Annotated in this window: 16 protein-coding genes; 11 read left to right on the top strand and 5 right to left on the bottom strand. The window is 69.7% G+C overall.

Annotated features, from left to right (window positions below):
- The first annotated feature begins 122 nt into the window (after positions 1–122).
- The 6 genes from mihF to FQ377_RS05285 all read left to right on the top strand — a co-directional run bounded on the left by mihF (position 123) and on the right by FQ377_RS05285 (position 6116).
- Positions 123–461, top strand: a complete 339-nt coding sequence (mihF, locus tag FQ377_RS05310; protein ID WP_148600223.1) for an integration host factor, actinobacterial type — start codon at positions 123–125, stop codon at positions 459–461.
- 10 nt (positions 462–471) lie between these two features.
- On the top strand, positions 472–1041 hold the full coding sequence (gene gmk / locus FQ377_RS05305; protein WP_262364290.1) for a guanylate kinase: 570 nt from the start codon (positions 472–474) through the stop codon (positions 1039–1041).
- Between the two features lie 42 nt (positions 1042–1083).
- Entirely contained in the window at positions 1084–1344 is a 261-nt protein-coding gene (gene rpoZ, locus FQ377_RS05300; RefSeq protein WP_148600221.1) for a DNA-directed RNA polymerase subunit omega, read from the top strand.
- Positions 1345–1372: 28 nt separating this feature from the next.
- The gene (coaBC, locus tag FQ377_RS05295; protein WP_148600220.1) at positions 1373–2584 is read left to right on the top strand and encodes a bifunctional phosphopantothenoylcysteine decarboxylase/phosphopantothenate--cysteine ligase CoaBC; all 1212 of its coding nucleotides are present in this window, start codon (positions 1373–1375) and stop codon (positions 2582–2584) included.
- Between the two features lie 126 nt (positions 2585–2710).
- Positions 2711–3922, top strand: a complete 1212-nt coding sequence (gene metK / locus FQ377_RS05290; RefSeq protein ID WP_148600219.1) for a methionine adenosyltransferase — start codon at positions 2711–2713, stop codon at positions 3920–3922.
- A 55-nt stretch (positions 3923–3977) separates the two neighbouring features.
- Positions 3978–6116: a primosomal protein N' gene (locus tag FQ377_RS05285; protein WP_148600218.1), complete on the top strand. Its 2139-nt coding sequence runs from the start codon at positions 3978–3980 to the stop codon at positions 6114–6116.
- Between the two features lie 49 nt (positions 6117–6165).
- On the opposite strand, the gene FQ377_RS05280 is transcribed toward FQ377_RS05285, so the two are convergent.
- From FQ377_RS05280 to FQ377_RS05260, 5 genes are read right to left on the bottom strand one after another with little or no spacing between them, the layout of a single operon-like run.
- Positions 6166–6450, bottom strand: coding sequence for a hypothetical protein (locus tag FQ377_RS05280; RefSeq protein WP_148600217.1), 285 nt, complete (start codon positions 6448–6450; stop codon positions 6166–6168).
- Positions 6447–7553, bottom strand: coding sequence for a glycosyltransferase family 4 protein (locus FQ377_RS05275; protein WP_148600216.1), 1107 nt, complete (start codon positions 7551–7553; stop codon positions 6447–6449). The genes FQ377_RS05280 and FQ377_RS05275 overlap by 4 nt, the downstream gene beginning before the upstream one ends.
- Positions 7550–8416 (bottom strand): alpha/beta fold hydrolase, encoded by an 867-nt coding sequence (locus tag FQ377_RS05270; RefSeq protein ID WP_148600215.1) that lies wholly within the window; start codon positions 8414–8416, stop codon positions 7550–7552. The genes FQ377_RS05275 and FQ377_RS05270 overlap by 4 nt, the downstream gene beginning before the upstream one ends.
- Complete coding sequence (locus FQ377_RS05265) at positions 8416–9243, bottom strand: aldo/keto reductase (RefSeq protein WP_148600214.1); 828 nt, start codon at positions 9241–9243, stop codon at positions 8416–8418. The genes FQ377_RS05270 and FQ377_RS05265 overlap by 1 nt, the downstream gene beginning before the upstream one ends.
- A gap of 42 nt (positions 9244–9285) precedes the next feature.
- Positions 9286–10278: a sugar-binding transcriptional regulator gene (locus FQ377_RS05260; RefSeq protein WP_148600213.1), complete on the bottom strand. Its 993-nt coding sequence runs from the start codon at positions 10276–10278 to the stop codon at positions 9286–9288.
- Between the two features lie 122 nt (positions 10279–10400).
- On the opposite strand from FQ377_RS05260, the gene FQ377_RS05255 reads away from it, so the two are divergent.
- From FQ377_RS05255 to FQ377_RS05235, 5 genes are all read left to right on the top strand, one after another.
- The gene (locus tag FQ377_RS05255) at positions 10401–12143 is read left to right on the top strand and encodes a glycerol-3-phosphate dehydrogenase/oxidase (RefSeq protein ID WP_395858472.1); all 1743 of its coding nucleotides are present in this window, start codon (positions 10401–10403) and stop codon (positions 12141–12143) included.
- Positions 12144–12281: 138 nt separating this feature from the next.
- Positions 12282–13025 (top strand): MIP/aquaporin family protein, encoded by a 744-nt coding sequence (locus FQ377_RS05250; protein ID WP_148600211.1) that lies wholly within the window; start codon positions 12282–12284, stop codon positions 13023–13025.
- Between the two features lie 63 nt (positions 13026–13088).
- Positions 13089–14606 carry a glycerol kinase GlpK gene (glpK, locus tag FQ377_RS05245; protein WP_148600210.1) on the top strand — a complete coding sequence of 506 codons (1518 nt, stop codon included), beginning with the start codon at positions 13089–13091 and terminating at the stop codon, positions 14604–14606.
- Positions 14607–14872: 266 nt separating this feature from the next.
- The gene (leuS, locus tag FQ377_RS05240; protein WP_148600209.1) at positions 14873–17371 is read left to right on the top strand and encodes a leucine--tRNA ligase; all 2499 of its coding nucleotides are present in this window, start codon (positions 14873–14875) and stop codon (positions 17369–17371) included.
- The gene (locus FQ377_RS05235) at positions 17371–18279 is read left to right on the top strand and encodes a DegV family protein (protein ID WP_148600208.1); all 909 of its coding nucleotides are present in this window, start codon (positions 17371–17373) and stop codon (positions 18277–18279) included. Before leuS ends, FQ377_RS05235 begins: the two co-directional genes overlap by 1 nt.
- Positions 18280–18360 lie beyond the last annotated feature (81 nt).

Below are 18360 nucleotides of genomic sequence, written 5' to 3'. Positions count from 1 at the left end.
GCACAGCGACGCCCGTCGTCGACGAACCCGTCCCCGAACCATCCAGACCTGTTCCATCCAGACCTGTTCCATCCAGACAACGAGCGGACGCCCTCCGGTGCTGTCCGGCCCCGGGAGGGCCTGTGAACCTGAAGCCCTTGACGGAGGCCGAACGGGCCGCTGCCCGCGAGAAGGCCGGGGCGGCGCGGCTGGCCCGGGCGGACATCAAGTCGCGGCTGAAGGCGGGTAGTCTTTCGGTGGCGGAAGTGATCGAGAATCCCGGCGGCGACGACGCCGTGGGGCGCCTGAAGGTCCTGGACCTGCTGAAGGCGCTGCCCCGCGTGGGCGACGTCCGCGCCGCAACCATCATGGCCGAGGTGGGGATCGCCGCCACACGCCGTGTGCGCGGCCTCGGCATCCATCAGCGCAAAGCCCTGGTCGAGTACCTCGACCAGCAGAATGCCGGCCCCGCCGGTAAGTGAGGAAGCATTCGTGTCACTATCCCGGCTGACAGTCCTGGCAGGCCCGACGGCGGTGGGCAAGGGGACGGTGTCGACCTACATCCGTGACAACTACCCGGATGTCTGGCTCTCCGTCTCGGCCACCACCCGGCCACCGCGGCCCGGCGAGGAGGACGGCGTGCACTACTTCTTCGTCTCTCCCGAGGAGTTCGATCAGCTGACGACGGACGGTGAACTCCTGGAGTGGGCCGTGGTCCACGGGAGGAACCGGTACGGCACCCTGCGGCGCACCGTCCAGGAGGCCATCGACCAGGGGCGCCGGGTGCTGTTGGAGATCGATCTGCAGGGAGCACGCAAGGTCAGGGAGACCATGCCGGAGGCCAATTTCGTGTTCCTGGCCCCGCCCAGCTGGGACGAGATGGTGCGCCGGCTCGTGGGTCGGGGCACCGAAACAGCCCAGGAGCAGCAGCAACGGCTGGAAACCGCTAAACTGGAGCTTGCCGCCGAGCCGGAATTCAACCACACCGTCATCAACGACTCCGTGGAGCATGCGGCAGACGAGCTCGTTTCACTGATGGGACTGCACCCGCTGCAGCGCTGAGAAGGCCTGCGCGCGCCGTTCCGACCACCCCTTGGAGATTTTGTGTCAACTCAGCCCGAAGGCATCATCAACCCGTCCATCGACTCCCTGCTGGAGACCTCGGACTCGAAGTACGCCCTGGTGATCTTCGGCGCCAAGCGCGCCCGCCAGATCAATGCGTATTACTCGCAGCTGCACGAGGGCCTCTTCGAGTACGTCGGCCCGCTGGTCGACACGAAGCTCAACGAGAAGCCCCTCTCGATCGCGCTGCGCGAGATCGACGAGGGCATGCTCGTCTCCTCGCCCATGGACACGTCCGAGTAATCGGGCCCGCCGAGGAGGCAGCAGACCGGTGCGCATAGTACTTGGTGTCGGAGGAGGGATCGCAGCCTACAAGGCAGCATCCCTCCTCCGTCTTTTCACGGAGGCGGGGCATGACGTCACGGTGATCCCCACCGAGGCCGCCACCCGCTTCGTCGGCACCGCCACGTGGGAAGCTCTCTCCGGCAATCCCGTGACCAACAGCGTCTGGGACGCCGTCGACAGGGTCAGCCACGTGCGGCTCGGCCACGAGGCCGACCTCATCGTGGTGGCGCCCGCCACTGCCGACGTCCTGGCCCGCGCCGCCGCAGGGCTGGCCGACGACCTCCTCACCGGCACGCTGCTCATGGCCCACGGGCCCGTGGTCATGGCTCCCGCCATGCACACCGAGATGTGGCAGCACGCCGCTACGCGCGCCAATGTGGAGACCCTCCGAGGGCGCGGCATCACCGTTGTCGAGCCGGCCTCCGGGCGTCTGACGGGCGCCGATTCCGGGCCGGGCAGGCTGCCGGAGCCGGCGGACATCTTCGCCGCGGCCATGCGTGCCGCCGCGCGCCGCGCGGGTACCGGTGCGCTGCACGGGAAGCGCGTCACCATCTCGGTCGGAGGCACCCGCGAGGCGCTCGATCCGGTTCGGTTCCTCGGTAACCGGTCCTCCGGAAAGCAGGGCATGGCCCTGGCCGAGGCAGCCCTCGCCCAGGGGGCGCACGTCTCGCTCGTCCTCGCCCATGCGGAGGTTCCGCCGCCCGCTGGCTGCGACGTCGTCCGGGTCGAGTCGGCCCTGGACCTGCGGGAGGCCGTGCTCGCGGCACTGCCCACCACCGATGTGCTCGTGATGGCCGCGGCCGTCGCGGACTACCGCCCGGCCGAGGTCATGGACGCGAAGATCAAGAAGGGCGACGGCGAGGATCCCGTGATCACGCTCGTGCGCAATCCCGACGTCCTGCGCGATGCCGTCCTGGCGCGCGCCGGACGTACCGGGCCGCTGGTGATCGCCGGCTTCGCAGCGGAGACCGGCGACGCCACCGCTGATCCGGTCTCGCACGCCCGGGCCAAGCTCGCCCGCAAGGGCTGTGACTTCCTGGTCCTCAACGTGGTGGGCTCCCACCTGGTCTTCGGCCAGGACACGAACGAGATCACCATCCTCGACGCGCGGGGCACCGAGTCCGCCGCGATCCGGGGGAGCAAGCGCACCATCGCCGATGCCGTGATCGCCCACGCGGCCGGGCTGCTCCAGGACTGACCTGCCGGTCGTCCTGCCGGTCGTCCTGCCGGTCGGGATGGCAGTCACGATGGCGGTCGATCGCGAGCGGATGGAGCATCCGGCCTCCGGGCGGGAGCGTCACGGCGAAGCCAGTAGAGTGGGCAGGTGAATTCACCCAGTACTGCTCCTGCGCTGCGCCTGTTCACCTCGGAATCGGTGACGGAGGGCCATCCGGACAAAATCTGCGACCAGATCAGCGACGCGATCCTCGACGGTCTGCTCGCCCAGGACGCCGAGTCCCGGGTGGCCGTGGAGACGCTTGTGACCACCGGCCTGGTGCACGTGGCCGGCGAGGTCACCACCGAGGCCTACGTGGAGATCCCCGACATCGTCCGCAAGACCATCCTGGGGATCGGCTACGACTCCTCGGCCAACGGCTTCGACGGCGCCCGCTGCGGTGTCTCGGTCTCGATCGGACAGCAGAGCCCGGAGATCGCCTCCGGGGTGTTCACCTCCCTGGAGACACGCGAGGGCACCGGGCTGGACCCCTACGACGCGCAGGGCGCCGGCGACCAAGGCATCATGTTCGGGTACGCGAGCGACGAGACCGCGGTGCTCATGCCCACACCGGTCTGGCTGGCCCACCGACTCTCCGAACGGCTCACCACCGTCCGCAAGGACGGCACCCTGCCCTACCTGCGGCCCGACGGCAAGACCCAGGTGACCATCGGGTACGACGGCCACACGCCGGTCTCCATCGACTCCGTGGTGATCTCCTCCCAGCACGCAGCGGAGGTCTCCCTCGACGAGCTCCGCGAAGCCCTGGTGGAGCACGTCATCACGCCGGTGCTGAGTGCGTCAGAGCTGGATACCTCCGCCGTGCGCCACATCCTCAACCCGGGGGGTGCATTCGTGATCGGCGGTCCCGTGGGCGACGCGGGGCTGACCGGACGCAAGATCATCGTGGACACCTACGGCGGCATGGCCCGTCACGGAGGTGGGGCCTTCAGCGGCAAGGATCCCTCGAAGGTGGACCGTTCGGCCGCCTACGCCATGCGCTGGGTGGCCAAGAACGTGGTGGCCGCCGGGCTGGCGCGCCGTGCCGAGATCCAGATCGCCTACGCGATCGGCATGGCGCAGCCCGTGGGTGTCTACGTGGAAACCTTCGGGACGGAGACGGTGGACCCCCTGGCGATCGGTGACGCTATCCGGGAGATCTTCGACCTGCGGCCGCTCGGCATCATCAACGCGCTCGATCTGAAGCGTCCCATCTACCAGCGTACGGCAGCCCACGGCCACTTCGGCCGCGAGGAGGACGGCTTCACCTGGGAGCGGACCGACAGGGTGGACAAGCTGCGCAGTTACTTCAACGCCTGATCCGGGGGGAGGGAGCGTCCGGCAGCCCACAGACCGGCTGTTGGACACCAGCATCATGACGGACCGCACAGACCATGGCGGGGACGACGGGCAGCTCACCCTCCTGCACGGCTTCGGTCCTGCCAGGCTGCCCTCGGCGGACCCCGTCCGGGCCGCGGCGCTGCCGATTGCACGTGTGCTGCTCGACGGGCAGTTGCCGCACCTCGACCGCTACTTCGACTACAGCGTGCCCGCGGAACTCGACGCCGACGCACAGCCCGGCGTGCGGGTGAAAGTCCGCTTCGCTGGGCGGGAGCATGCGGGGTTCCTCGCGGAACGGGTCGCCGAGGCCAGCACGACGGCCACCCTGCTGCCCCTGGCGAAGATCGTCTCCCCGCTGCAGGTCCTCACACCGGAGATCCTCGATCTCGCGACCAGTGTGGCGGAGCGCGCTGCGGGGATGGTGAGCGATGTGCTCCGCTCGGCCGTGCCTCCCCGGATGGCGCGCGTCGAGGCCGAGTTCCTGGAGCCGCGGCACCACACGGCCGACGGTGCTGCTCCGGGAGACCCCGGCCCTTCGGGGGGCTTCCTCCGCTATCCCACGGGACCCGCCTACCTGCAGCACCTCGCGGCCGGGGAGTCGCCGCGCGCCGCGCTGACGAGCCTCGGCGGCTACGGTAGCGCCGCCTGGACGGCGGAGCTCGCCGACGCCGTCGTCGCAACTGCGGCATCGGGTCGCGGGGCGGTCGTCGTCGTGCCGGATCAGCGTGATCTCGCCCGCGTGGAGGCCGCCCTCGTGGCCCGCCTCGGCGCAGCCGCGGTGGCCCGCCTGACCGCGGAGGACGGCGCCACGCCCCGCTACCGGAACTTCCTGCGGCTGCTCACGGGGGCCGCGACCGTGGCGGTGGGAACCCGCTCGGCCGCCTACGCACCGGTGCGGAACCTCGGCCTCGTGTGCCTCTGGGACGACGGCGACGATCAGCACGTGGAGCAGCGGGCCCCCTATCAGCACGTGCGCGACGTGCTGCTGCTGCGCGCCGAGCAGAAGGGTGCGGCAGTGCTCCTGGCGTCCTTCACGCGGTCCACCCAGGCCCAGCGGCTCGTGGACACCGGGTGGGCGAGGACAATCGAGGCGGATCGCCCCGAGGTGCGCCGGTCCACGCCGCGCGTGATGCACGCGACCGACGCTTATCAGCTCGAACGCGATCCGCTGGCAGCACAGGCGCGTATCCCGCATGTGGCGTGGTCCGCGGCGCAGGTGGGGCTGCGTCACGGACCCGTCCTGCTGCAGGTGGCACGCACGGGGTTCTCCCCGGCCCTGGCGTGCGAACGGTGCCGGCATCCTGCGCGCTGCCGGGTCTGCGCCGGACCCCTGGCGCAGACCGGGCGGAACGCTCTCCCGGCGTGCCGCTGGTGCGGACGGCCCGAAGCCCAGTGGTCCTGCTCCGAATGCGGCGGCACCCGGCTCCGGGCAACGGTCTCCGGGTCCACGCGGACCGCCGAGGAACTCGGCAGGGCCTTCCCGGGAATTCCGGTCGTCTCCTCCGCGGGCGAGCACATCGTGGACGACGTCGGGGAGGCACCCGCCGTCGTCGTCGCGACGCCCGGCGCCGAGCCCGTCGCCGCCACCGGGTACGCCGCCGTCATCCTGCTCGACGGCAACGCCCTCCTGGGCCGCGAGTCCCTGCGTGCCGGGGAGGAGGCCCGGCGGCGCTGGTTCTCCGCCGCCGTCCTCGCTCGGCCGGCCGCGCTGGGCGGCACGGTGGTGATCACGGGCGACGACGACGTCGCCGCCGGGCACCTGGTGCGCTGGGATCCTGCCGGTGCCGCAGCGCGCGAGCTGGCCGAACGCCAGGAGCTCGGACTGCCCCCGGCGGTCCGCTTCGCGGTGCTGACCGGCTCGCGGGAGGCCGTGCTGCACTTCCTCGAGGGCATGGACCTGGACGGCGTGGCGCGCGTGGTCGGTCCCTCACCCGTTCCCCCCGATGTGCGCCGGGACGCCCAGGCCGCAGCCCGGGCCGCGGCCGGCACTCCGATCCGGGGCGGCGCATCCACCGAAGCGCTGGCCGGCCAGGGCAGCCACCGCGCCCTCGTGTTCTTCCCTTACCGTGCGGCCGCAGGTGTCACTCGGCAGCTGCGCTCACGTCGGGCGGCGCTGTCCGCGCGTCGGGCGGAGCCGGTGCACCTCCGCCTCGACGCGCTGGATGTGCTGTAGCGTCCGTGGTCGTCGACGCCGCGTGCATGAACTGCGGTTCCGACCCGGGTCAGGGCGCCGCGACGCGCCAGCCGTCCGCGTCGACCTCGATCGCCACCGGAGGATCCTCCCGGATCCGGTGCAGCCGCAGGGCCCGAACCAGGGAGGGGCCGGGCGCGGCAACCACGAAGGCCTCCCCGCGGAACTCGTCCGCCGTCGCCCCGACGAACGCGTCGACGTCCTCACCCGTCCGCAGCTCGAAGCGGGCCGCGATCCGCCGCCGGTCCGTCGACGTCTCCTCGGTGGCGCCGGTCTCCACGAGAACGGCCGTGGCGGGGCACTGCAGATCACTCATGGGAGGGCCCCTGCCGCCCGCCCGGCTCGCCGTCGGTCGAATTCCGCAACAGCCCGGCGGCATGCCTGCCGGAGCTGGTGGGCCGAGGTCGCCCACGAGTACGTGGCGGCGCGCTCCACTCCGGCGCGGGAGGCAGCGGTCCAGGTCCCGGCGTCATCCAGTGAACGAACGGCGGCAGCGACGGCCGCGGGGTCGTCGGGATCCACGTAGGCCGCGGCACGGCCCCCCACCTCGCGGAAGATGGGGATGTCGCTCGCGATCACGGGTGTCCCGGTGGCCATCGCCTCGATGACGGGCAGTCCGTACCCCTCCGCCCGGGAGAGTGTCACGAGGGCCGTGGAGTCGTGGAGCAGGTCCTGGTACGCGGCGTCCGTGACGCCGTCGTGGAACACCACGCGGTCCTCCGGAGCCAGGGCCGAGAGCTCCGCGCGGCGCGTGGGCGTGATGCGGCTCAGCAGATGCAGTGTATGTCCGGGGAGCAGTTGCATGGCCCGGACAAGCGTCTCCACGTTCTTGTACGGCATGAAGGAGCCCATGTAGAGCAGCGAGGGCGAGCGCGGGGCGGCCGGGTCCCGGTGGGACTGCGCCGGCTGGGGTGCGTTCCCCACGAGCAGCACGGGCCGGCGGGTGAGCCGGTGCGCCCCGATCAGCCTGGCCGTGGTCTCGGAGATGGTGGCGACGACGTCTGCGCGGTCCAGCAGCATGCGCTGCGGCCAGTACGCCAGGTGGTACAGCCGCCAGAGCAGGCGCACCGGCAGGGGGAGGAAGCCCGGCGGTGTGGGGTTCTGGTAGTAGATGAGGTCGTGCAGCGTGAGCACGAGCGGGTAGCGGCGCCCCCAGGACCCCATGGTCTGCATGGGGCAGACGACGACGTCGGGTCGGAGCCGGTTGATCCGCAGGGCGATGAACAGCTCGGCGGGGGAGAGCGGGCTGGTGACGCGCACGTGGGGCACGTCCGGGAGCAGTGCCAGCTGCCGTGGATCGCTGATGAGCATCACGACGTCGTCCGTCGTGGCGAGCGCGGCGATGAGTCCCGCCCCGTAGCGGCTGATGCCGTCGTGCTGGTCGGTGCGGGTGAAGCGGGCGTCGACGAGGATCCTCATCCGGGCAGGGCCTCCAGGTACTCCTCGATGAGCCGGGCAGCCTCCCGCGGCTTCTCGTAGTGCACCAGGTGCCCCACCCCGGGGATCACCCGGAGCGTAGCGTCCGGGATGAGCGCCGCGAGCTCGCGCTGGCTCTCCTGGGAGCCGAGGGGATCCTGCTCCGCGACCACGAGCAGGACCGGCACCGCGAGCTCCGGGGCCCGGTCCCGCACGGTGCCGGAGATGGAGGCGCGGAAGGCCTCGAGCACCACGCGGCGGCTGGTGAAGGAGCTGAAGTACGCGCGGTGCTGGCCGTGGATCCAGCGGCGCAGCGAGCGGTCCTTCGTCGTCGCCATGAACACGCTCATGAGCCGGACGATCACCCGATTCGCCAGCAGGGCCCGGCCCGCGCGCTCCGGCAGGCGGTCCGCCGCCACGTAGTAGGCCTCGGCCGCCCGGGACGCGAGACGGCTGGGTCCCTCGAGGGCCGGCGTGCTGATCGGGTTGATGAGTACCAGCGCCGCCACGGCCTCCGGCCGCGCCGCCGCCGCCGCCACGGCGACGATGGAGCCGAAGGAGTGTCCCAGCAGCACGGGGCGATGGTCCGCGAGGTCGAGGACGCATTCACCGATGAAGCGGGCGTAGGCGGCGACGTCGTGGGTTCCGGGCAGTTCCTGGCCCTGGCCGAAGCCGGGCAGATCCGGGAGGAGGACGCGATGCTCCGGTAGCTCCTCGGCGAGGCGCTGCAGTCCGTGGTGGTCGCCGCGGAAGCCGTGCACCATCACGATCGTCGTTGCACCTGCGGCCCTCCCCGTCGCGGCGATGTCCCACACCCGCTGCATCGTGCCCTCCCACGGGACGGTGTGGGCGACCGTTCGGCGCATCACCCCACCCGGTCGGGATGCGAGCCGGAGCGCTGGTCCCGGTCCAGGCCGTCCAGGGCCGCCATCTGCCGGTCGTCGAGCACGAAGCCGAAGATGTCCAGGTTCGAGCTGATGCGCTCCGGCGTGCTGGACTTCGGGATGGTGAGGATCCCGTGCTGCAGGTGCCAGCGGAGCACCACCTGGGCGGACGTGCGTCCGAGCTGCTCCGCGAGCTCGCCGATCACGGGATCGTCGAGCACACTGCCGCGCCCGAGTGGGCTCCAGGCCTGGGTGAGGATCCCGTGCTGCTCGTGGAACGCGCGCAGCTCGCGCTGCTGGAGATAGGGGTGCAGCTCCACCTGGTTCAGGACCGGGACAACGCCCGTCTCGTCGAGCAGCCGCTGCAGGTGGTCCTGCTGGAAGTTCGAGACGCCCACTGAGCGCACGCGGTCCTCCGCACGGAGCTGGATCAGGGCGCGCCACGACTCGACGTACAGGTCCTGCGCCGGGCACGGCCAGTGGATCAGGTACAGGTCGAGCCGGTCGAGTCCGAGCAGGTCCATGCTGGTGTCGAAGGCGCGCAGCGTGGCGTCGTACCCGTGGGCGTCGTTCCACACCTTCGAGGTGACGAACAGGTCGTCGCGATCGCCGGTCCAGGACCGCACGGCAGCGCCGACGCCGGCCTCGTTGCCGTACAGCGCGGCCGTGTCGATGAGCCGGTAGCCGCTCCCGAGCGCCGTCGAACTCAGCCGCTCGGTGTCCTCGGGCGGCACCTTGTAGACGCCGTAACCGATCACGTCCATGGAGTGTCCGTCGGCGAGCTGGGCGTGGGGCAGGGAGTGCGTCATGAGGGCACTCTACCGAGGCCCGCACCGGGTGGGGTGATCGACTCAGGCTCCGATCAGGCGCCGCGCGGAGCCTTCGTCGAGGATGAGGTCCGTGGCCAGGCCTGCGGCGAGCGCCCCGCGGAGGCCGTGGATCTTCGACTCGCCGGACACGACGCAGATGCGCCGGTCGACCCGCCGGAGATCACCCAGATCAGGTCCGGTGCTGCGCTCGTTCAGCAGGATGTTCCGGTGGCTGCCGTCGGCCCGGAAGAACATCGTGGCCACGTCGCCCACCACGCCGTCCGCCTCCAGGGTCTCCAGGTCCTCCGGATCGAGGTACCCGCCGCTGTAGACGTGGCTGGGGATGCCAGCCCCGATGGAGCCGACGCCGAAGATGGCCATGGTCATGCGGTCCTGCAGATCAAGGATGCGCCGCACGCTGCGTTCGTTCCACATGGCCTGCTTCGTAGCAGCGTGGTCGAAGAACGCAGGCACGGGGAACTGCTCCACACGCGCCCCGTAGGCCTGCCCGAACCGGCGCAGGATCTCACTGGCGTAGGAAATGCCTGTGGTCTCGGTATTGCCCGCACCGTTGAGCTGCACGATCGTGCTGTCGTGGGTCTGCTTGCGGGTGAGGCAGTGGCTCACGGCGCTGAGGGTGGAGCCCCAGGCCACGCCGATGATCGCGTTGGAGTCCACGAGCGGACCGATGGTGCGCGCCGCCTGCAGCGCCACGCGGTTGAGCACCTCCGAGTCGTTGACGGTGTCCGCGATCGGCACCACGTGCGCGTCGATGTCGAAGCGGCGACTGATCTGCTGCTCCAGCGCGGGCGTGCGCTCCGTCGGGTTGTTCACCTGGATCTGCACGAGACCCGTCTCGCGCGCCATCGACAGCAGCCGCGACACCGTGGAGCGCGAGGTCCGCAGTTCCCGCGCGATGGCGTCCATGGTCAGGTCCTGCAGGTAGTACATCTGCGCGGCACGCAGGGCCTCGCGCGACCGGTTGCCGGAGGCGTGCCCGGGGAGTGGGGGTTCGGCCTCATTCGTCGCCGTCATGACACCAGTGTCGGCCACCAGTGCACGTTCGTGCAATGCGGTTGACTGTTATTTGCAGTCCTCGGACACTTGAGGGGCAGCAACCATTCCAGACATTGACGTTACGGAGTAGTACCTTGAGCATCCCAGCCGGCCGGACCAGTCACGAAGGCGCAGCAGAATCGACCCGCACGGTGGTGCAGGAGCTCAGGGACAACCCCCGAGCCTCCGTGCTCATCATCGGCGGCGGGATCAACGGGGTGGGCACCTTCCGGGATCTGGCGCTCCAGGGAGTGGACGTGGCTCTCGTGGAACGCGGCGACTACTGCCAGGGTGCCTCCGGTGCTTCCTCGCACATGATCCACGGCGGTATCCGCTATCTCGAGAACGGCGAGTTCCGTCTTGTCCGCGAATCGGTGATCGAGCGTAACGCCCTCATGAAGATCGCTCCCCACTACGTCAAGCCCCTGCAGACCACGATCCCCATCTACTCCACGTTCTCGGGTATCCTCTCCGCACCGCTGCGCTTCCTGACGCACAAGCAGGGCAAGCAGGTGGAGCGCGGCGCCGTGCTCATCAAGGCCGGCCTGACCATGTACGACTTCTTCTCCCGCGACGGCGGCAACGTACCCCGGCACTCCTTCGTGGGCCGCAAGAAGGCCCTCGCCTCCATGCCCGACCTGCGCAAGGACGTCAAGTACGCCGCCACCTACTTCGACGCCTCCGTCCACAACCCCGAGCGGCTCACGCTCGATGTGCTCCGCGACGGCCAGCTCGCCAACCCCGCGGTCCGGGCGGCCAACTACGTCAGCGCGATCGGTGCGGGTGAGGACGGTGTGGAACTGCGCGACGAGCTCACGGGTGAGACCTTCACCTTCCGGGCCGACGTCGTCGTCAACGCCTCGGGTGCCTGGACGGACGAGACCAATGCCGCACTGGGCACCGAGAGCCGCTTCATGGGCGGGACCAAGGGTTCGCACATCGTGCTCGACCACCCGGAGCTGCTGAAGGCCTGCAACGGGACCGAGATCTTCTTCGAGCACGTGGACGGCAGGATCGTGCTCATCTACCCGATGGGTGACAGGGTTCTCGTGGGGACCACCGACATCGACGTCGACGTCACCGAGCAGGCGGTGTGCACCGACGAGGAGATCGACTACTTCTTCGAACTCATCGGCCACGTCTTCCCGGACATCACGGTTGCCAAGGAAGACATCGTGTACAGCTTCTCCGGCGTCCGTCCGCTGCCGCGGCACGACGAGACCCAGCCCGGGTTCGTGTCACGCGACTACCGGATCGAGAAGCGCGAGGAGAAGACCGACGGCCGTACGGTGACCACGCTGAGTCTCGTGGGCGGCAAGTGGACCACGTTCCGTGCGCTGTCCGAGCATCTCGCCGACGACACGCTCGCCGCACTGGGCCGCCCGCGCCGCACCTCCACGGCGGGCCTGGCCATCGGCGGCGGGAAGGACTTCCCCACGGACGAGGCGGCCGAACGCGCCTGGGTCAGGGGCATGGTGCGCCCCGGGTTCGACGAGGCGCGCGTGAGGGTCCTGCTGACCCGCTACGGGACCAGGGCGAGCGATGTCATCGACTACCTCACCGAAGGACCCGACCGCGTGTTCACCTCGACCGCCGAACTGAGCACCCGCGAACTGGCCTACATGGTGGAGCACGAGCAGATCGGTCACCTGATCGACGTGCTGATCCGCCGTACCTCGCTGGCCTTCCGTGGACTGGTCACCGAGGAGCTGCTCGCGGAGCTGTCCGAGGCCCTCGCCCCATTGCTCGGCTGGGACGCAGCGCAGTCGGCTGCGGAGATCGAGCTGGCCGGCAAGGTCCTCGCCGAGGCCCACAGGGTGCACGTCACAAGCCTGACCTCGTAGCGGCACCCGCCGCGACGACGTCGAACCGCTGTCACTCGCAGCGGTGCATGGCCAACGGCAGCGGTTGCCGGGGGGAACCAACGGGTGCCGTCGAGGCGGCGGCACCCGTCGACAAGTGAATAGACAAAGGAGTCAAGGATGTCTCTGGAAGTATTCGTCGCCGAAACCTTCGGCACAATGCTGCTGCTGCTGCTCGGTACGGGTGTGGTCGCGAACGTTGCGCTCGCCAAGACCAAGGGCAACAACGGCGGCTTTCTCATGGTCAACTTCGGGTGGGGGCTCGCGGTCTTCGCGGGTGTCTACGTGGCGGCCCTCTCGGGAGCGCACCTGAACTTCGCCGTCACCATCGGACTGCTCTTCAGCGACGCCGCTGAATACGCACCCGGTGTCGACAAGACCTTCGCCACCACACTCGGATATCTCGCAGCTCAGATGCTCGGATCGATCGTCGGCGCCGTCCTGTGCTGGCTGTCCTACAAGAACCACTTCGACGAGGAGCCGGATCCGGCCAACAAGCTCGGTGTGTTCGCCACCGGTCCGGCCATCCGTTCCTACGGCTGGAACCTGGTCACCGAGGTCATCGCGACCTTCGTCCTGGTCCTGGTCATCCTCTCGTTCGCCGGGACCCCCACCCAGATCGGCCCCCTGGCCGTCGCACTCCTCGTGGTCGGCATCGGCGCATCCCTCGGTGGGCCCACGGGATACGCCATCAACCCGAACCGTGACCTCGGCCCGCGCATCGCCCACGCCTTCCTGCCCATCAAGGGGAAGGGCTCCAGCGACTGGGCCTACGCCTGGGTCCCGTTCTTCGGACCGATCGTCGGTGGTGCGCTCGCCGGCATCGTCGTGCAGTTCATCTCGTTCCCCGTCATCGCCGCCTGAGAGCAGGCTCCTGCGACTCTCCGCAGCCGCTGATCACCCCCTCATGAACTGAAGGAGTACGACATGTCACAGCAGTACGTCATCGCCATCGACCAGGGCACCACCTCCAGCAGGGCCATCGTCTTCGACCACAAGGGCGAGATCGTCTCGTCCGGGCAGAAGGAACACGAGCAGATCTTCCCGAAAGCCGGCTGGGTGGAGCACGACCCGGCCGAGATCTGGAACAACACCCGCGAGGTCATCGGATCGGCCCTCTCCAAGGCCAATCTCACGCGGCACGACATCGCAGCCGTCGGTATCACCAACCAGCGCGAGACCGCCGTCGTGTGGGACAAGACCACGGGCCAGGCCGTCTACAACGCCATCGTCTGGCAGGACACCCGGACACAGTCCATCGTCGACGAACTCGCGAAGGACGGCGGGGTGGAGCGCTACAAGGCCACGGTGGGCCTGCCGCTGGCCACCTATTTCTCCGGCACGAAGATCAAGTGGATCCTCGACAACGTCGAGGGTGCACGCGAGAAGGCGGAGGCCGGCGACCTCATCTTCGGCAACACCGACTCCTGGGTCACCTGGAATCTCACCGGCGGCACCGACGGAGGCGTGCACATCACCGATGTGACCAACGCGTCCCGCACGCTGTTCATGGATCTGGAGACCCTCAGCTGGGACGAGTCGATCCTGGCCGACTTCGGTGTCCCTCTGTCGATGATGCCCGAGATCAAGTCCTCGTCCGAGGTCTACGGCACGGTGCACACCTCGCAGCTGCTGCGGGAGACCCCCGTGGCCGGGATCCTCGGCGACCAGCAGGCGGCGACCTTCGGGCAGGCGGCCTTCGACAAGGGCGGCGCGAAGAACACCTACGGCACGGGCAACTTCATGATCGTCAACACCGGCGAGGAGATCGTCCAATCCAAGAACGGCCTGCTCACCACGGTCTGCTACAAGCTCGGAGACGCCAAGCCGGTGTACGCGCTCGAGGGATCCATCGCCGTCACGGGCTCGCTCATCCAGTGGCTCCGGGACAACCTGGGCCTGATCAAGAGCGCGCCCGAGGTGGAGCAGCTCGCCACGACCGTGGAGGACAACGGCGGCGTCTACATCGTGCCCGCGTTCTCCGGCCTCTTCGCACCGTACTGGCGGTCGGACGCCCGCGGCGCGATCGTGGGGCTGACCCGGTTCGTGAACAAGGGCCACATTGCCCGTGCAGCGCTGGAGGCGACGGCCTTCCAGACCCGTGAGGTACTCGATGCCGCCAATGCCGACTCCGGTGTCGACATGGAGGACCTGAGGGTCGACGGCGGTATGGTGGCCAACGATGCCCTCATGCAGTTCCAGGCGGACATCCTCGGGATCCCGGTCATCCGCCCGAAGGTCACGGAGACCACCGCGCTGGGCGCAGCCTACGCCGCGGGACTCGCCGTCGACTTCTGGAAGGACACCGACGAGCTCGCGGCCAACTGGTCGGAGGACAAGCGCTGGAACCCGACCATGGACGCGGCCGAGCGCGACCGTCAGCTGCGCCTGTGGAAGAAGGCCGTCACGAAGACCTTCGACTGGGTCGACGAGGACGTCGAGTAGCACAGCAGTCACCGAGCGCCCGGTCCGACCGACGGACCGGGCGCGCGGTGCCCGCCGCCGGGGTCGCAGGAGCACACTGCTAAAGTGGTGCCATGCTGCGGATCCTCCTCCTTCCCTAGCCGCTCGGTCACGACCCTGCGGCGGCCCCTCCTGTGTGAGGGGCTTTTGTGTGTTCGGCGCCGACCGGCCACACCCAGCAGCGCGTCGCCCGCCGGCCGGAAGGGCATGCCCGGCACCACGTTCCACCGACAAGGACAGGCCATACAGTGAGCACCAACCAAGGGGACGTCCAGCCGGACGAGAACACCTACGATGTCGCGGCCATCGAGGCGAGATGGCCCGCCGTATGGGACAGGCTCCAGCCCTTCGCCCCGTCCGACGACGGCGAGCGCGAGCGCCGCTACGTGCTCGACATGTTCCCCTACCCCTCGGGCGATCTGCACATGGGCCACGCCGAGGCCTTCGCCATGGGGGACGTGGTGGCGCGCTACTACCGGCAGCAGGGCTTCGACGTCCTCCATCCCATCGGCTGGGACTCCTTCGGGCTGCCCGCCGAGAACGCGGCGATCAAGCGCAACGCGCATCCGGCGGAGTGGACCTACGCGAACATCGAGACCCAGGCCACGTCCTTCAAGCGCTATGCGATCAGCGCCGACTGGAGCAGGCGGGTCCACACCTCCGACCCCGAGTACTACCGCTGGACCCAGTGGCTGTTCGTGCGGTTCTTCCAGCGGGGCCTGGCCTACCGCAAGAACTCCCCGGTGAACTGGTGCCCGAAGGACCAGACGGTGCTCGCCAACGAGCAGGTCGTCAACGGGGCATGCGAGCGCTGCGGCACCCTGGTGACCAAGAAGAACCTGAACCAGTGGTACTTCAGGATCACCGACTACGCCGATCGACTGCTGGACGACATGGAGCAGCTCAAGGGGCGCTGGCCAGAGCGTGTCCTGGCCATGCAGCGCAACTGGATCGGGCGCTCCGAGGGGGCGCACGTGCGCTTCGCCATCGAGGCCGACGGCGAGAGGCCGGCCGTGGACGTGCCGGTCTTCACCACACGCCCCGACACCCTGTACGGGGCCACCTTCTTCGTCGTCGCAGCGGACGCCCCGCTGGCGCTGGACCTCGTCACCGCGGACCGCCGGGCGGAGCTGGAGGCCTACCGGGACCAGGTCAAGGGCCTGTCCGAGATCGAGCGGCAGGCCACGGAGCGGGAGAAGACAGGCGTCTTCACCGGCCGCCATGCGATCAATCCACTCACCGGGGAGAAGCTGCCCGTCTGGGCTGCCGACTACGTGCTGGCCGACTACGGCACGGGTGCCATCATGGCCGTCCCTGCCCACGACCAGCGGGACCTCGACTTCGCCCGTACCTTCGACCTCCCCGTGCGCACCGTCGTGGACACCGGCGCCGAGGACGCTGCGGAGACCGGCGTCGCCACCGTCGGCGAGGGCACCCTCGTCAATTCGGGCGAGCTCAGCGGACTGGACCGCGACGCCGCCATCCGTCGTGCCATCGAGCTCATCGAGGGACAGGGGACCGGCGAGCACACCGTCAACTACCGCCTGCGGGACTGGCTGCTGTCGCGGCAACGCTTCTGGGGTACTCCCATCCCGATCATCCACTGCCCGTCCTGCGGCGAGGTCCCGGTGCCGGACGACCAGCTCCCGGTGACACTGCCGGAGGGTCTGCGCGGCGAGGCACTGGCGCCGAAGGGAACCTCGCCGCTGGCCGCGGTCGAGGAGTGGGTGAACGTCCCGTGCCCGGCCTGCGGTGGCGCTGCCGAGCGCGATACCGACACCATGGACACCTTCGTGGATTCGTCCTGGTACTACCTGCGCTTCGTCGACCCGCAGCTCGATACCGCTCCTTTCGAGTCCGAGGCGGTGAACCGGTGGCTGCCGGTGGGCCAGTACGTGGGCGGCGTGGAGCACGCCATCCTGCATCTGCTCTACAGCCGCTTCTTCACCAAGGTCCTGTTCGATCTCGGCATGGTGGACTTCACCGAGCCGTTCGGCGCGCTGCTGAACCAGGGTCAGGTGCTCAACGGTGGCAGGGCCATGAGTAAATCCCTCGGCAACGGGGTTGACCTGGGCGAGCAGCTGGACCGTTACGGGGTGGACGCCGTCCGCCTCACCATGGTGTTCGCGTCGCCGCCGGAGGACGACGTCGACTGGGCCGATGTCTCGCCGTCGGGCTCCGCGAAGTTCCTGGCGCGCGCGTGGCGATTGGGGACGGATGTTACGAGCGACGTGGGGACCGACCCCTCGACGGGGGATCGGGCCCTGCGCTCGATGACGCACCGCACCGTCTCCGAGGCGGCCGCGCTGATGGAGGCCAACAAGTTCAACGTGGCGATCGCGAAGCTCATGGAGCTGGTCAACGCCACACGCAAGGCTGTGGACTCCGGCGTGGGCGGCGCGGATCCGGCTGTGCGCGAGGCCACCGAGGCCGTGGCGATCCTCCTGAGCCTCTTCGCGCCCTACACGGCGGAGGACCTCTGGAACCGCCTGGGCCACGAGGCGACCGTCGCGACCGCCGGCTGGCCCGCCGTCGACCAGGAGCTGGTGCGGCAGGAGAGCGTGGTCGCGGTGGTCCAGGTCCAGGGCAAGGTGCGGGAGCGCCTGACGGTCTCGCCCGACATCGGGGAGGACGAGCTGCGCGAGCTCGCGCTGGCCAGCGAACAAGTGCAGCGGGTACTGGACGGGCGCGGCATCCGCACCGTCATCGTGCGGGCCCCCAAGCTGGTCAACATCGTCCCGGCCTGATGCACCCCGAAGCCGCCCCCGGCCGTACGGAGGTACCGGCGCGCATCGCCGTCGTCACCGATTCGGCGGCCGGCTTCCCGCCCGAGTGGCTGGAGGTCGGCGGTGCGGCGCACGGGATCCGCACCGTCGCCCTGCCGGTGCTCGTCGGGAACGACATCCTCACCGGCGAGCACGACGACGTCACAGCACCCCTGATGGTGGCCCTGGCGGCAGGGGCGGACGTGCGCACCTCGCGTCCGTCGCCGGGCCAGTTCGACCGCGCCTACGGGCAGCTCGCCGACGAGGGGTTCGACGGCGTCGTCTCCGTCCATCTCTCCGGCCTGCTCTCCGGCACGGTGGACGCGGCACGCATGGCCGCCGCCCGCGCGGCGCTGCCCGTGGAAGTCATCGACACGCGTACCGCGGGAATGGCACAGGGCCGAGCGGCCCTCGCGGCGCTGGACGCGGTGCGGGCAGGTGCGGAGCTGCACGCGGCGGCGGCGACGGCGGCGATGATCGCGCGGGCGTCCTCCCTCTACTTCTACGTCCCGAGTGTCGAGCAGCTGCGGCGCGGTGGGCGCATCACGGCGGCCGCCGGGTGGCTGGGTAGCCTCCTGTCGGTCCGGGTCATCCTGCATGTCCGCGGTGGCGCACTGGTGCCGCTGGAGCGCATGCGCTCGGCGGCACGCGGGCTGCAGCGGCTCGAGGAACTCACCACGGACGACGTCGCCGCGCGGAGCGGCAGCGTCCACCTGACCGTGCACCATTTCGGCAACGAGGAGGACGCCCTCGCTCTCGCGGAGCGCCTGGAGACCGTCGCCGGCGCTGCGTCCGTCGCGACGGCACCGTGCCCCGCCGTCCTCGCCGCGCACGCGGGGCTCGGTGTGGTAGCGGTCACCGTCAGTTCCGCGGCATCCGGGGAGCGCTGAGCCGGATCCTTCACGCGTCGGGGGATGTCCACATAGGCGCGACCCGATCCGATGGAGCCGACCTGACCTCCTAGCGTGGGG

Source organism: Arthrobacter echini (assembly GCF_008107445.1).
Taxonomy (GTDB): domain Bacteria; phylum Actinomycetota; class Actinomycetes; order Actinomycetales; family Micrococcaceae; genus Arthrobacter_D; species Arthrobacter_D echini_A.
This window is presented reverse-complemented; position numbering and strand designations above follow the sequence as displayed.

Excerpts from the sequence above, each read along its gene's own strand:
- FQ377_RS05270 (WP_148600215.1), bottom strand. The coding sequence starts at position 8,416 with ATGCGCCGAACGGTCGCCCACACCGTCCCGTGGGAGGGCACGATGCAG.
- FQ377_RS05275 (WP_148600216.1), bottom strand. The coding sequence starts at position 7,553 with ATGAGGATCCTCGTCGACGCCCGCTTCACCCGCACCGACCAGCACGAC.
- FQ377_RS05250 (WP_148600211.1), top strand. The coding sequence starts at position 12,282 with ATGTCTCTGGAAGTATTCGTCGCCGAAACCTTCGGCACAATGCTGCTG.
- FQ377_RS05285 (WP_148600218.1), top strand. The coding sequence starts at position 3,978 with ATGACGGACCGCACAGACCATGGCGGGGACGACGGGCAGCTCACCCTC.
- FQ377_RS05260 (WP_148600213.1), bottom strand. The coding sequence starts at position 10,278 with ATGACGGCGACGAATGAGGCCGAACCCCCACTCCCCGGGCACGCCTCC.
- glpK (WP_148600210.1), top strand. The coding sequence starts at position 13,089 with ATGTCACAGCAGTACGTCATCGCCATCGACCAGGGCACCACCTCCAGC.
- FQ377_RS05235 (WP_148600208.1), top strand. The coding sequence starts at position 17,371 with ATGCACCCCGAAGCCGCCCCCGGCCGTACGGAGGTACCGGCGCGCATC.
- FQ377_RS05265 (WP_148600214.1), bottom strand. The coding sequence starts at position 9,243 with ATGACGCACTCCCTGCCCCACGCCCAGCTCGCCGACGGACACTCCATG.
- FQ377_RS05280 (WP_148600217.1), bottom strand. The coding sequence starts at position 6,450 with ATGAGTGATCTGCAGTGCCCCGCCACGGCCGTTCTCGTGGAGACCGGC.